The following is a 13,876-nucleotide window of genomic DNA, read 5'->3' as shown; positions in this document are numbered from 1 at the left end:
TCACTCCTTCCTACTCTGCATCAGACCCGTTGTCGTCGCCGTTGTCATGGGAATCATCCAGATTCATGTTCCCGATATCGGCAATCACGTCGAAGTCGCTGCCTTCCGGCTGGTCTTCGTCAGGGCTCAGTTCTTCGCCGCTGGACTGGGCCGGGTTCTCTTCGCCCACATTGGCTGCGGTATGGGGAGCCTTGTTGGCCATATCCATATCCAGCTCTCTGGCGATGTCGCCCATTCCGATATCTTCGTCTTCATCATCCAGATCGATTTCATCATCGTCTTCATCCAGCACCTGGATGTCCAGACCGATGCTCTGCATTTCCTTCACCAGTACCTTGAAGGATTCAGGCACACCCGGTTCAGGGATGTTTTCACCCTTCACGATGGCTTCATAGGCTTTCACACGGCCCACCACGTCATCGGACTTGACGGTGAGGATTTCCTGCAGGGTGTAGGCAGCCCCGTAAGCTTCCAGGGCCCACACTTCCATTTCCCCGAATCTCTGGCCGCCGAACTGGGCTTTACCACCCAGAGGCTGCTGGGTAACCAGGGAGTACGGACCGGTGGAACGGGCATGGATCTTGTCCGCAACCAGATGGTGGAGCTTCAGGTAGTAGATGCAGCCTACGGTAACCGGGTTGTCGAAGGGTTCCCCGGTACGGCCGTCGTACAGGGTGGTCTTCCCGCTGGGATCCACACCAGCCAGCTTCAGGGTCTTTTCCATGTCGTCTTCCCGGGCGGAATCGAACACGGGCACAGCCACCGGCACTGCATGATCCACGGTTTCCGGCATGCCGTACTTATCCACATCGTAGCCGGCTTCCTTCAGTTCGCCTGCCAGTTTCGGGTCTCCGGATTCGATCCGCATCCCCAGGGCGCAGGCAGCCCAGCCCAGATGGGCTTCCAGGATTTGCCCGATGTTCATACGGGAAGGTACGCCCAGAGGGTTCAGCACGATCTGGACCGGTTCCCCGTTGGGCAGGAACGGCATGTCTTCTCTCGGCATGATCCGGGAAACAACACCCTTGTTCCCGTGACGGCCTGCCATCTTGTCCCCTTCACTGATCTTCCGTTTCTGGACAATATGGACGCGGACCTGTTTGCTTACGCCAGGGGGAAGTTCATCCCCGTTTTCACGGGTGAAGATCTGTACGCTGACGATGATCCCGGATTCCCCATGGGGTACCCGCAGGGAGCTGTCCCGGACTTCCCGTGCCTTTTCAGCAAAGATGGCCCGGATCAGCCGTTCTTCTGCGCTCAGTTCCGTTTCCCCTTTGGGGGTGACTTTCCCTACCAGGATATCCCCAGGGCGGACTTCCGCACCGATGCGGATGATCCCGTCTTCGTCCAGGTCCTTCAGGGCTTCTTCAGAAACGTTGGGGATGTCCCGGGTGATTTCTTCAGGCCCCAGTTTGGTATCCCGGGCGTCGCAGTTGTATTCTTCGATATGGATGGAGGTGAAGACATCTTCCTTCACCAGGTCTTCGCTGAGAAGTACGGCGTCTTCGTAGTTGTAGCCTTCCCAGGGCATGTAGGCGGCAATGGCGTTGCGGCCCAGAGCCAGTTCGCCATGGTCCGTGGCAGGACCGTCAGCCAGTACCTGGCCTTCTTCCACCTTGTCTCCCTTGAAGACGATGGGGCGCTGGTTCACGCAGGTGCTCTGGTTGGAACGTTTGAATTTCAGCACGTTATATTCATCGATGCCGGCACCGTCGGCCCGGGTCACGATGATCTTGTCGCCGCTGACGTATTTCACCGTCCCGGCATGTTTGGCCAGGATGCACACGCCGGAGTCCACGGCCACTTTGTATTCCATCCCGGTCCCTACTACAGGAGCCTTGGGGTTCAGCAGAGGCACAGCCTGACGCTGCATGTTGGCACCCATCAGAGCCCGGTTGGCGTCATCGTTTTCCAGGAAAGGAATCAGGGCTGCTGCAATGGACATAACCTGTTTCGGGGATACGTCCATGAAATCCACCCGGGTGGGAGGAATGGACAGCACGTCGTTCCGTTCCCGGCAGGTTACATGGCTGTTCACGAAGGACCCGTCATCGTTCAAAGGTTCGTTGGCCTGTGCCACGATGTAGTTGTCTTCTTCGTCGGCGGTCATGTAAACGATTTCGTTGGTAACCTTGCCGGTCTTCTTGTCCACTTTCCGATAAGGAGTTTCAATGAAGCCGTACCGGTTTACCACCCCGTAGGCGGCCAGAGATCCGATCAGACCGATGTTGGGGCCTTCAGGGGTTTCAATAGGACACATACGGCCGTAGTGGGAAACGTGCACGTCACGGACTTCGTAACCGGCTCTTTCCCGGGACAGACCGCCGGGCCCCAGAGCGGACAGACGGCGTTTATGGGTCAGTTCAGCCAGAGGGTTATTCTGGTCCATGAACTGGGACAGCTGGCTGCTGCCGAAGAATTCCTTCACAGCGGCCACCACAGGACGGATGTTAATCAGAGCCTGAGGCGTGATCACATCAGCATCCTGGAGAGTCATCCGTTCCCGGATCACCCGTTCCATACGGCTCAGGCCGATCCGGAACTGGTTCTGGAGCAGTTCCCCTACGCAGCGGACACGCCGGTTGCCCAGATGGTCGATGTCGTCCTTGCCTTCCATGCCGTCGATTACGTTCAGCAGGTACGCAAAGGAGGCGATTACATCAGCGGGAGTAATCACCCGTACGGATGCGTCGATGTCCTTGGTCACGATGATCCGTTCCGGTTTTTCCTGGTATTTCACCCAGACTTCCGCATAGCCCGGTTCGCTGTAAATGCCGCTTTGTTCGATTTTATCGATTTCATCGTCACCGATGATGGTGCCGGCCGGCAGGACCACTTCGCCCCGGGTTCCGTCGGGATTTTCGAAGGCAATGGGAGAAGTCAGTTCCTTGCCCAGCAGGCGCTGGCGCCAGCCCAGTTTCTTGTTGACCTTGTAACGGCCCACATTGGCCAGGTCATACCGCCGGTTGTCAGAGAAGATGTTCTTGATCAGCTGGGCGGCGTTTTCCAGGTTGGCCGGTTCGCCGGGACGCAGTTTCCGGTAGATTTCCAGCAGGGCATCTTCTTCGTTTTTGGTGGTATCCTTGGCCAGGGTAGCCATCAGGAAAGGATGTTCCCCGAAGGTCTGGATGATGTCGTCGTTGGTGGGCAGGCCCATTACACGGAGCAGTGCCGTAGCCGGCAGTTTCCGGGTCCGGTCCACACGGGCGTAGATAATGTCGTTCAGATCGGTTTCATATTCGATCCAGGCGCCCCGGTTGGGGATCACCGTGGTCCCGTAGAGGAATTTCCCCATGGGATCCATGTCCTTGGCGTAATAGACACCGGGAGACCGGACCAGCTGGCTGACAATGACACGTTCCGCCCCGTTGATCACAAAGGTGCCGGTATCGGTCATCAGAGGGAAATCCCCCATGAACACAGTGGATTCCTTGATTTCCCCGGTGTCCTTGTACAGCAGCCGTACATCCACGTTCAGAGGCGCCGCATAGGTGGCATCCTTTTCCTTGCAGGTTTCGATATCGTATTTGGGATCCCCGATGGTGAAGTTTTCAAAACTCAGTTCCAGGTTGTCCGTAAAATCCTTGATGGGAGAAACATCCTTGAACACGTCGTGCAGCCCTTCTCTTATGAACCACTCATAAGATTTTCTCTGCAGGTCAATCAGATGCGGCATCTTCAGGACTTCTTTGATCCGAGCATAACTGTACCGGATGCGGTCGCCATTATGTACCGGCTTAAACATGTGGTCTCTCACTCCTTTTCTCTAGGCAGGTATTTCGAAGAAAGTACCAAGAAATCTATCACACAAAAAAAACAAGGCAGTCAACACAATCAAGATTGATCAGCCTTGTATCCTGCAATGTCTCTCAGTCAGCATTTCGTGCTCCTCTCCTCACTTGAGCGGGAACGCGATGTCCAACCACTGAGCACTCGCGAAACCTATATAATCCTGCTTTAGCAAACTTCATGGACGATAATTATACCATAATATAAGGGCTATCGCCAAATTTATTTATGATTTTTTTGTGAAACTTTTTTAATGGAATTTTTTCCCGTCCCGGATCAGTTCCTTCCACTCCGGTCGGTCCAGGGCCAGCCGGATCACCGTCACCAGCCCGTAATTGGAATTGTACCGGTAGAAAATCAGGAACCGGCCGGCCCCGAAGCACCGGACTCCTTCCAGGTCCAGGAGGGAATCCCGGGCATTGGCCGCCAGTTTGGGGAAGGCTTCCACTTCCTTCAGCACCCGGTCCAGGACTGCCATTTCCTCCCGGCTGCAGCTGCTTTCAGCCGCCTTCCGGTCCCGGAGGGCTTCCCGGGTGAATGCCAGATTTCCCCGGGCATCGGGCATGTCTTCCTGTTCCAGGCTTTTCAGGCCCCGGGCCGCAAAGTCCCGGACCTGTTCCCGCAGGGCTTCCTCCATGTTCTCCCGTCCTTCCATGAAAAAAAGGGCTGCCGCAATGCGGCAGCCCTTCTGGTCTTTAAGCTTCGGCTTCCACCGGGTAAACGCTGATGGTACGGCGGTCTTTGCCCCATCTTTCAAAAGCAACCTTGCCGGCCACTTTCGCATAGATGGTGTAGTCCTTGCCCATGCCAACGTTCTGGCCCATATGGAAACGGGTGCCGCGCTGACGGACGATGATGGAACCTGCGGTTACCAGCTGACCGTCATGGGCTTTGGTCCCCATGCGCTGTGCGTTGGAATCACGGCCGTTGTGGGTAGAACCGGACCCTTTCTTATGAGCGTGTAATTGAAGGATTAATTCGAACACGATGTTCACCTCCTGTGTTCCTTGATCATGAGATAATCCTGGGAATAGGTCTTCTGCAGATGGCGCAGGCCGCAGACCATGGTCTTCAGCACTGCATCCGTCTTCGCATCAGGCTCATCCACCAGTCTTACAGCCAGGCTGCCGTCTTCCTGGTCAATGGAGTAGTCCACCTTCCGATGGAGGACTTCATTGAGGCCATTGGCGGCCACCTGAGTATTCAGCGATACAGCATAGCACACTTCGTCGAACCCATCCGGGCTGTACTCCGCATGCCCCGATACCCTGTACCGTCTGATTCTGCCACGGCTGTTGTAGTAAATGTCTACGGCAATCATGGCTTAGGCTTCGATAGAAGTGATTTCAACCTGGGTGAACGGCTGACGATGACCCTGACGTTTCCGATAGTTGGATTTAGCTCTGTATTTGAAAACAAAGATCTTATCAGCTTTGCCCTGTTTGGCAACCTTGGCGGTTACCTTGGCGCCGGCTACGGTAGGAGCCCCTACTTTCACATCGCCATCGTTGACAACAGTCAGAACTTCGTCAAAAACGACTTCCTGGCCTTCTTCAACGTTCAGTTTTTCAACGTTCAGTACATCGCCTTCGCTGACGCGGTACTGTTTGCCACCTGTACGGATAATAGCGTACATATTCTGCACCTCCCTCATTCCAAGACTCGCCGAATACGGTAACTCCTTCCGGAGTTTTTGGGAACCTCTCCGGGCGGTAGTGCCAAATTCACATTCAGCCTTGATAGTTTACTACAAAACGGAAAAAAACGCAAGTTTTTTCCCGTTTCTCCCCGTTTTTTTCCGGGGAAATTTCCTGTTTTTCCTGTATTCCTCAGAAAGGAAACATGCTATAATTATTAGATTGCAAACTGCAGAAAGGTCGTGAGAATCAAAGATGAAAGAAATGATTCGTCTGGTTGGAATCACCAAGGAATTTGAAAACAACCTGATCATCCCTACCCTGAACCTGACAATCTATGACGGGGAATTCGTGACCCTTCTAGGCCCTTCCGGCTGTGGGAAAACCACCATGCTGCGCATGATCGCCGGTCTGGAGACGCCTACGGCGGGCCATATTTTTTTGGACAACGAAGACGTAACCCGTCTGGCTCCCTATAAACGAAACGTGAATATGGTGTTCCAGCACTATGCCCTGTTCCCTCATATGACCGTGGAGGAAAATATCCGCTTCGGGCTGATGATGAAGAAAGTCCCTCAGAAAGAACAGCAGAAACGGGTGGCCGAAGTGCTCCAGCTGACTCAACTGGAAGAGCTGCGCTACCGCCGGCCCCAGCAGATGAGCGGCGGTCAGCAGCAGCGGGTGGCCATTGCCCGCGCCCTGGTGAACAACCCCAAAGTGCTCCTTTTGGACGAACCATTGGGTGCCCTGGACTACAAGCTCCGGAAAACCATGCAGCTGGAACTGAAGAACCTCCAGCAGCGGCTGGGCATCACCTTCATCTATGTGACCCATGACCAGGAGGAAGCTCTCACCATGAGCGACCGGGTCATCATCGTCAACGGCGGGAAGATCGAACAGGACGATCCCCCGGCCCGGATCTACCAGTATCCCCGGAGCCGGTTTGCCGCCAGCTTCATCGGGGAGAACAACTTCTTCCCGGTGCCCGGGGATGACAGCCGTCTCCTTTCCGTCCGGCCCCAGTTCATCAATGTCCGGAGCCTGGAAGAAGCCGCAGCTGCCGGAACCCAGCCTGCCCACACCGGCACGGTGGAACAGATCCAGTTCTGCGGCACCCTGGACAAGCTGTTCATCCGGCTGGATTCCACCCGGGAAATCATCACTGCCTACCAATATTATGATGAATACCGGAAATGGGAAGTGGATGACCGGGTGGCCATCAGCTGGGACGCCAAAGACGGCGTCCAGGTGACGAAATGAAGCGGGGGAAACTGCTGGTGCTGCCGGCCATGGGGTGGCTGACCCTGTTCTTTGCCCTGCCCCTTTTGATCGTGGTGGGCGTATCCTTTGCCTCCCGCACAGCCTACGGACAGGTGGTGTTCCAGTGGACCCTGACCAACTATACCCGGTTCCTGGAACCTCTGTACCTGATGATTTTCGTCTCCACCCTGGCCACGGCGCTCATCACCACTCTGTTCACCTTTGCCATGGGCTATCCGGTGGCCTATACCATCGCCATGGTGCTGCCCAAAAAATGGCAGCAGGCCGGGATCATCCTGGTAATGATCCCCTTCTGGATCAACTTCCTGATCCGTTCCTATTCCTGGGTGATCATCCTCCGGGCCCAGGGGCTGGTGAACACCTTCCTCCTCCACCTGGGAGTGATCCAGGTACCCATGACCCTGCTCTACAACAACTATGCCGTGATGCTGGGAATGGTCTACGCCCTGCTGCCCTTTATGGTACTGCCCATCTACGTTTCTCTGGAACAGATGGACAAGCGGCTGCTGGAAGCCGCCAGTGACCTGGGGGCCGCTCCCTTCACCGCTTTTCGTAAGATCACCCTGCCTCTCACCCTGCCGGGGGTGGCCGCCGGTTCCATCCTGGTGTTCATTTCCTCCCTGGGGATGTTCGTGGTGCCGGACATTATGGGAGGTGCCAAAAGCGCCCTGATGGGAAACGTGATCCAGAACCAGTTCCTGGCTGCCCGGGACTGGCCTTTCGGATCCGCCCTGTCCATTATCCTGGCGCTGCTCTCCCTGGTGATGATTGCCCTGTACTACAAAGCCCTGGAAGCCCAGAAAGGAGGGAAGTCCCATGCAGAAAAGCTGGCGTAACGCCACCCTCCTGTCCTATTCCCTGGCCATCCTGGCCTTTTTGTACCTGCCCCTTCTGATCCTGTCCCTGTACTCTTTCAACGATTCCCGGATCAATGCGGTGTGGACAGGGTTCACCCTGAAATGGTACGCATCCCTGCTCCAGAATGACCGGGTGCTGGAAGCCCTGGAAAACAGCCTGCTCATCGCCTCCATCACCACAGTGGTCACCACCGTCATGGGAACCCTGGCGGCCCTGGCCCTCCACCGGTACCAGTACAAATGCAAATTTCTCATCAACAGCCTGCTGTACCTGCCCATCCTGATCCCGGAAATCGTCATGGGGCTGTCCCTGCTGGTGCTGTTCTCCCAGACCGGGATCCCCCTGGGGAAAACCACCCTGATCATCGCCCACATCACCTTCTGCCTCTCCTTTGTGATCATCACCGTGGGAGCCCGGCTGGAAGGCTGCCGGCAGGACCTGGAAGAAGCGGCCAGCGATCTGTATGCCACTCCCTGGCAGGCCTTCCGGTATATAACCTTCCCCATGATCCTGCCCGGGGTGGTGGCCGGTGCCCTGATGGCCTTCACCCTGTCCATCGACGATTTCGTGATCAGCTTCTTTGTGGCCGGGCCCAATTCCACCACCCTGCCCCTGTACATTTACGCCATGGTCAAACGGGGGATTTCTCCCCAGATCAACGCCCTGTCCACCTGCATGATGCTGGTCACCGTCTCCCTGGTGGTGATTTCCCAGCTGCTGCAGAAAAAGGGCTACCATTCTTCCCGAAAGGACTGATGCTGCGTGAAAAAACTTTCCTGGCTCCTGGTCCTGTGTCTGGTGCCCCTGGTGCTTGCTCTTACCGGCTGCAGCAGTGAAAAAAAGCCCGCCGATGACGGGAAACAGGTGCTGAACATTTTCAGCTGGGCGGACAATTTCGACCCGGACATGATCAAAGCCTTTGAACAAAAATATAACTGCAGGGTGAACTACGACGTGTTCGCCAACAACGAGGAGCTTCTGGCCAAACTCCAGGCCGGGGGCGCCCAGTACGATCTGATCCAGCCTTCCGACTATATGGTGTCCACCATGATCAAACTGAACATGCTGGAAAAGCTGGATAAGGACGCCATCCCCAATACCCGGAACATGATGGACACCCTCCAGCATCCCCAGTTCGATCCTAAGGGAGACTATTCCGTGGTCTACACCTGGGGTATGACCGGAATCGTCTACAACAAGAAATACATCAAAACCCCGCCCACCTCCTGGAACGATCTGTGGGATCCCGCCTACAAGGGCCGGGTAATCCTGCTCAACGACAGCCGGGAAGTGTTCGGCATGGCCCTGAAGAAGAACGGCTGGTCCAACAACTCCACGGATCCCGCCCAGCTGGCCAAGGCTTTCCAGGATTTGAAGGCCCTGGCCCCCGATGTGCTGGCTTACGATACGGACAGCCTGAAGCAGAAATTCATTGCCGAAGAAGGCTGGATCGGCACCATGTGGTCCGGGGATGCCTCCTTCAGCTACCGGGAGAACCCCAACCTGGGGTTCGTGATCCCCAAGGAAGGGACCCTGGTGTGGGCGGATACCCTGGCCATTCCCAAAGGGGCCAAACACAAGGAACTGGCGGAGAAATTCATCAACTTCCTGTTTGATCCGGAGGTCAGTGCCAAAAACTACGAAGCCATCGGCTACAACGATCCCAACAGCAATGCCCGGAAGTACCATTCCAAAGAATACCTGGCAGACCCCATGCTGAACACCGCCATCACCCACCTGAAAGAGGGCGAATGGCTCCACGACCTGGGGGACGGGATCACCCTGTATGACAAGTACTGGACAGAACTGAAAACCATACGGTAAGGAAAAGGGACTGTGAAAAAATGATTTCTCATTTTTTCACAGTCCCTTTTTGTCACGGACCGCTTGTGCGGCACCTCTTATTTTGCCTGTTCTTTCTGGCTGTTCTGTACCTGTTTCACTTCCACAGGGATCAGGTTCAGGCCCTGGAGTTCGGCTTTTTTGCCTTTGACGCTGAACACGAAGGTCATCTGCACATTGGGAGCCTTTTTGGCATCGCCGATATACACCAGACGGTCTGCGTCAGCAAATTTGTCCAGACGGACCAGTTTCAGATTGCTGATGCCACCCAGCTGTTCCGTTACACCTTTTTTCATGTTGTCCAGTGCGGCAGCGTTGAAGTTCTTCTGGAGAGCCGGAGAGAAACCGGTGGACACTTCCGCCAGCTGGCCTTTCCCCTGGATCAGTTTGATGACATTGCTGGTAGTAGTTTCTTCTTGGGCCAAGAGGTCACTGGCCGGGCTGGCAAAGCCCAGGCTGGCCATACCCAGAGACAGGACTGCCGTCAGCATCAGAATGATTTTTTTCATGTTGGATCCAACCCTTCTTTTTATCAGATATTGTCTTTTTCGATCCGTTCCATGGCTTCTTTGGTGCCTTCGTGAGTACCGAAAGCACTGAGCCGCAGATACCCTTCGCCCATGGTGCCGAAACCGGCACCGGGGGTCCCTACAATGGCCAGGTCGTTCAGCAGGTGGTCAAAATATTCCCAGCTGCCCATGCCATTGGGGCACTTCATCCATACATAGGGAGAATACACGCCCCCATAGTATTTGTAGCCCTTCTTGTCGAAGGTTTCCATCATCATCCGGGCGTTTTCCCGGTAGTAGGCCAGCATATCCCCGCATTCCTTTTCGCCCACAGGGGACATGGCAGCTTCCGCCCCTCTTTGGACAATGTAGTTCACACCGTTGAACTTGGTGGTCTGCCGGCGGAGCCACATTTTGTTCAGGCTCATTTCCTTCCCTTCCGGAGATTTCCGGGTCAGCTGGAGAGGCACCACCGTGTAGCCGCAGCGGGTACCGGTGAACCCTGCAGTCTTGGAGAAGGAGCAGAATTCAATGGCGCAATCCTTGGCGCCAGGGATGGTGTAGATGCTCCGGGGCATATCCGGGTTGGTGATGAAGGCTTCGTAAGCCGCATCATACAGGATGATGGCGTCGTTCTTCAGAGCGTAGTCCACCCATTCCTTCAGCTGTTCCTTGTTGTAGGCAGCCCCGGTGGGGTTGTTGGGGGAACACAGATAGATGATGTCCGCCTTCACAGCCGGATCCGGCATGGGCAGGAAGTCGTTTTCCGGAGTCCCGTTCATGTACAGGATCTTCCGGTCCCGCATCACGTTGGTGTCCACATATACCGGGTACACCGGATCCGGAACCAGGATCACATTGCTGTCATCGAACAGGTCAGTGATGTTTCCGCAGTCGCTTTTGGCCCCGTCGCTGACGAAGATTTCCTTGGTTTCCAGCTGGACCCCGTGACGGGCATAGTATTTGGCAATGGCTTCGTGAAGGAATTCATAACCCTGTTCGGGACCATAGCCCCGGAAGGTTTCCTTGTGGCCCATTTCCTGGACGGCCTTGGTCATGGCTTCCACCACAGAAGGAGCCAGGGGCAGGGTAACATCCCCGATGCCCATTTTAATGAGCTTTTTTTCCGGATGGGCTTCGGTAAAAGCCTTCACCCGTGCAGCAATATCCGAAAACAGATAGCTTTCCTTTAACTTCGCAAAATTCCCATTCACTAACGCCATATCTGACTCTCCTTTAATGCAAAAGAATGTATTCCTCTTAGGAACCTTTATTTATTGTAAAGTAGCCCTGGAGGAAAGTCAATTATTTCAAACTTTCTTCCAAAATTTCTTCCGGAATTTCGATTTCCCCCTCATAAACCGTTACCGCCGGTCCCTTCAGGGTCATCAGGTCCCCTTCCCCGGTACGGACCTGGAGCAGGCCCCCTTTGGCTTCCACCTTCAGGAATTCATTCCGTCTGCCGGCTTTGCCCAGGGCCACGCAGGCATACCCTACGGCACATGCGCCGGTACCGCAGGCCCAGGTTTCCCCGCTGCCCCGTTCCCACACCCGGAACTTCACATAGTTTTCATCCACCACCTGGACAAATTCCACATTGGTCCGCTCCGGGAAAAGAGGCGAAGTCTCGATGACCCGGCCTACCGCTTCCACCGGTACCGTTTCCACGTCCTCCACAAAGGTGACAAAATGGGGGTTCCCCATGGAAACGGCAGTGCCTTGGACGGTGATTTCCGTTCCGTCCGAACGGGTGAAGGTCACCGGCTGGTCCACACAGGTTTCTCCGGGCCAGTCCATGGGAATGGCGGCCACCCGGGTCTCCGCTTTGCCCATATCCACTTCCGCCAGGACCACCTTCCCGTTTTCCACGGTCATGTGGATGGTCTTGATGCCCCCCAGGGTATCCAGGGTGATGGTATCCTTGTGGGTGAGCCCTTTGTCATAGACATATTTGGCAATGCATCGGGACCCGTTCCCGCACATTTTCCCTTCGGAAGCATCCGCATTGAACATCCGCATCCGGAAATCCGCCTTGTCCGACGGACAGATGCAGATCAGTCCATCAGAACCGATGCCGAACCGCCGGCGGCTCACATATTCAGAGATTTTCCCCGGATTTGGCAGCATCCGGTCCATGCAGTCCACATAAACATAGTCGTTGCCGCAGCCGTGCATTTTGGTAAATTTCATTTTCATGGAGTCTTCCCCCTCATTTTCGCTTGATTTCTTATTATATCATGAAAGTTTTTCTGCTGCACTTGTCCCCAAAAATTAAACAATAAGGCCTGCGTCTTAGGATGAAAAGTGAAGGTTACCTGAAAGTACCTTCTTTCTCTTTTATTTTAGTTATGTTAAACTAACTTAAGACAAAGGAGGTCGTTCTATTATGTTCAAAAAAAAATTACTGACCCTTTCCCTGGGCTTGCTGCTGTGCGGGATAGTATCGGGGACGGCCGGTGCTGCTCCCCAGTTCAAGAACAACAAGGAACTGGCTGCCTATTTCTGGGACCAGATCTTCAACGAGCATCACACAGCCGTTATTGACGAACTGACAGGAGATACCTATATCCAGCACAGTCCCGGATTCAAAGATGGAAAGCAGGCCTTCAAGGAGGGCATTGCCGGTTTCCTGAAAGAGTTTCCGGAAAGCACCGCAGAGATCAAGCATCTGGGGGCGGACGGAGATTTGGTATTCATCCATAACCACATTAAACTGAACGCCAAGGACCGTGGCCAGGCCGCCGTAGATATCTTCCGGGTCGAAAACGGGAAGATCGTGGAACACTGGGACGTAATCCAGGATATTCCGGAAAAAGCGGAAAACACCAACACCATGTTTTAAAAAAAGCTGTTGCCAGAGAGAGAAATCACCAGGCAACAGCCTTTTTTATGCCAGCCAGCGCCCCACCCAATGGTTGATCTGCTCCATAACCTGGATGAGCTGTTCTCCTTCCGAAGAAAGACGGTATTCCACCATTCCGGCAGGATCATCCTGCTCCTGCCGTTCCACCAGATGATTCCGTTCCAGGCCCCGGAGATTTTCCGTAAGGACTTTGGCGCTGATGCCCGTCAGGGTCCGTTGGAGTTCCCGGAAATGGCTGGGATGGTCGGCCAGAGCCAGCAGCAGATCAGTACGCCATTTTCCCTTCAGGACTGCCAGAAAACAATCAAAGGGGCAGTCATAGGTCTTTCCGTCAAATTGAGCCACCTGATTTCCTCCATTCTCTTCACTCTTCACTTTTCCCAATAGTCACCGTATCCACCAGGGTCCCGTCGGGCAGGAAGCACTGGATCCGGAGCTGGTCTTCCTGTTTTTCCAGTACCAGGTAGTTGTCCGTTTCCGGCTGGGGGGCCAGGGTCACATCCAGGGCATGGCGCTTCCAGAGGCTGGGATACCGCACGTCTCCAGCCACGCCGGTAATGATGTAAGAAGGTCCGTGATCTGCCCGCTGGAAATCGTAGATCCTTCCCCGATTCCGATAGGTATGGAGATGGGCACTGAGCACCAGGTCCACCCCGTACCGATCAAAGAGGGGCATCCATTCCCGTCCTTCCGGAGAGAACCCTTCCGCCCGGTCCCGTCCCGGCCGGGTTGCCGGATCAAAGGCATACTGGAGGGGGTCCTTGTGCATCAGCACAATATTCCATTTGCCCTGGTTCCGTGCCATATCTTCCTGGAACCAGGCCTCCTGGTCCCGGGCCAGATCCGGTTCCCATTCCTTCAGTTCCTCGTTCTGGGTGTTCAGTACCACAAAATGCACATCCCCCACGGTAAAGGAATAGAACTGGTTCCGGTATTTTTCCCGTCCGTTGTCCGGCAGGGCGAACCGGTGGAGATACCCTTCCGGCATCCGCACCTTCCAGTTCAGGTCGTAGGTTTCATGGTTCCCCATCAGAGGCGCCACCGGGATTTTTTCCGCCATGGGTTCCACCACCCCGAACCAGGCGTTCCACTGGCTG

General features: G+C 55.0%; 15 protein-coding genes. 5 read left to right on the top strand and 10 right to left on the bottom strand.

Annotation, left to right across the window (positions count from 1 at the left end; translation table 11 throughout):
• Positions 1 to 10 precede the first annotated feature (10 nt).
• The 5 genes from rpoB to rplU all read right to left on the bottom strand — a co-directional run bounded on the left by rpoB (position 11) and on the right by rplU (position 5,425).
• Positions 11 to 3,745: a DNA-directed RNA polymerase subunit beta gene (gene rpoB, locus QVO43_RS03175; RefSeq protein WP_022487151.1), complete on the bottom strand. Its 3,735-nt coding sequence runs from the start codon at positions 3,743 to 3,745 to the stop codon at positions 11 to 13.
• 294 nt (positions 3,746 to 4,039) lie between these two features.
• The gene (locus tag QVO43_RS03170) at positions 4,040 to 4,426 is read right to left on the bottom strand and encodes a hypothetical protein (RefSeq protein WP_022487150.1); all 387 of its coding nucleotides are present in this window, start codon (positions 4,424 to 4,426) and stop codon (positions 4,040 to 4,042) included.
• Between the two features lie 58 nt (positions 4,427 to 4,484).
• Entirely contained in the window at positions 4,485 to 4,775 is a 291-nt protein-coding gene (rpmA, locus tag QVO43_RS03165) for a 50S ribosomal protein L27 (protein WP_012937737.1), read from the bottom strand.
• Between the two features lie 5 nt (positions 4,776 to 4,780).
• Positions 4,781 to 5,110 carry a ribosomal-processing cysteine protease Prp gene (locus QVO43_RS03160; protein ID WP_022487149.1) on the bottom strand — a complete coding sequence of 110 codons (330 nt, stop codon included), beginning with the start codon at positions 5,108 to 5,110 and terminating at the stop codon, positions 4,781 to 4,783.
• Positions 5,111 to 5,113: 3 nt separating this feature from the next.
• Positions 5,114 to 5,425 carry a 50S ribosomal protein L21 gene (gene rplU, locus QVO43_RS03155; protein ID WP_012937735.1) on the bottom strand — a complete coding sequence of 104 codons (312 nt, stop codon included), beginning with the start codon at positions 5,423 to 5,425 and terminating at the stop codon, positions 5,114 to 5,116.
• A 256-nt stretch (positions 5,426 to 5,681) separates the two neighbouring features.
• Between rplU and QVO43_RS03150 the strand changes: the two genes are divergently transcribed.
• From QVO43_RS03150 to QVO43_RS03135, 4 genes are read left to right on the top strand one after another with little or no spacing between them, the layout of a single operon-like run.
• Positions 5,682 to 6,686, top strand: coding sequence for an ABC transporter ATP-binding protein (locus QVO43_RS03150; RefSeq protein WP_022487148.1), 1,005 nt, complete (start codon positions 5,682 to 5,684; stop codon positions 6,684 to 6,686).
• Positions 6,683 to 7,543 (top strand): ABC transporter permease, encoded by an 861-nt coding sequence (locus tag QVO43_RS03145; RefSeq protein WP_022487147.1) that lies wholly within the window; start codon positions 6,683 to 6,685, stop codon positions 7,541 to 7,543. Before QVO43_RS03150 ends, QVO43_RS03145 begins: the two co-directional genes overlap by 4 nt.
• On the top strand, positions 7,524 to 8,321 hold the full coding sequence (locus tag QVO43_RS03140; protein WP_022487146.1) for an ABC transporter permease: 798 nt from the start codon (positions 7,524 to 7,526) through the stop codon (positions 8,319 to 8,321). Before QVO43_RS03145 ends, QVO43_RS03140 begins: the two co-directional genes overlap by 20 nt.
• Positions 8,322 to 8,327: 6 nt before the next feature.
• Positions 8,328 to 9,389 (top strand): polyamine ABC transporter substrate-binding protein, encoded by a 1,062-nt coding sequence (locus QVO43_RS03135; protein ID WP_022487145.1) that lies wholly within the window; start codon positions 8,328 to 8,330, stop codon positions 9,387 to 9,389.
• A 77-nt stretch (positions 9,390 to 9,466) separates the two neighbouring features.
• Here the strand turns inward: QVO43_RS03135 and QVO43_RS03130 are convergent, their stop codons facing one another.
• The 3 genes from QVO43_RS03130 to dapF all read right to left on the bottom strand — a co-directional run bounded on the left by QVO43_RS03130 (position 9,467) and on the right by dapF (position 12,106).
• Positions 9,467 to 9,916, bottom strand: a complete 450-nt coding sequence (locus tag QVO43_RS03130) for a hypothetical protein (protein ID WP_022487144.1) — start codon at positions 9,914 to 9,916, stop codon at positions 9,467 to 9,469.
• Between the two features lie 23 nt (positions 9,917 to 9,939).
• The gene (locus tag QVO43_RS03125; RefSeq protein ID WP_022487143.1) at positions 9,940 to 11,139 is read right to left on the bottom strand and encodes an LL-diaminopimelate aminotransferase; all 1,200 of its coding nucleotides are present in this window, start codon (positions 11,137 to 11,139) and stop codon (positions 9,940 to 9,942) included.
• An 82-nt stretch (positions 11,140 to 11,221) separates the two neighbouring features.
• Complete coding sequence (gene dapF, locus QVO43_RS03120) at positions 11,222 to 12,106, bottom strand: diaminopimelate epimerase (protein ID WP_353844373.1); 885 nt, start codon at positions 12,104 to 12,106, stop codon at positions 11,222 to 11,224.
• A gap of 196 nt (positions 12,107 to 12,302) precedes the next feature.
• Here dapF and QVO43_RS03115 point away from each other — a divergent pair, with 196 nt between their 5' ends.
• On the top strand, positions 12,303 to 12,758 hold the full coding sequence (locus QVO43_RS03115; protein WP_022487141.1) for a nuclear transport factor 2 family protein: 456 nt from the start codon (positions 12,303 to 12,305) through the stop codon (positions 12,756 to 12,758).
• 45 nt (positions 12,759 to 12,803) lie between these two features.
• On the opposite strand, the gene QVO43_RS03110 is transcribed toward QVO43_RS03115, so the two are convergent.
• Both QVO43_RS03110 and QVO43_RS03105 read right to left on the bottom strand, forming a co-directional pair.
• Positions 12,804 to 13,124, bottom strand: coding sequence for a winged helix-turn-helix transcriptional regulator (locus QVO43_RS03110; RefSeq protein ID WP_022487140.1), 321 nt, complete (start codon positions 13,122 to 13,124; stop codon positions 12,804 to 12,806).
• 19 nt (positions 13,125 to 13,143) lie between these two features.
• The coding region (locus tag QVO43_RS03105; RefSeq protein ID WP_288174433.1) for a metallophosphoesterase at positions 13,144 to 13,876 on the bottom strand (733 nt) is incomplete at its 5' end.

It is taken from the genome of Acidaminococcus sp. CAG:542 (assembly GCF_000437815.1).
In the GTDB taxonomy this organism is placed as follows: Bacteria; Bacillota; Negativicutes; order Acidaminococcales; family Acidaminococcaceae; genus Acidaminococcus.
The sequence above is the reverse complement of the archived record's forward strand: the minus strand, read 5'-3'. Positions and strand labels throughout refer to the sequence as shown.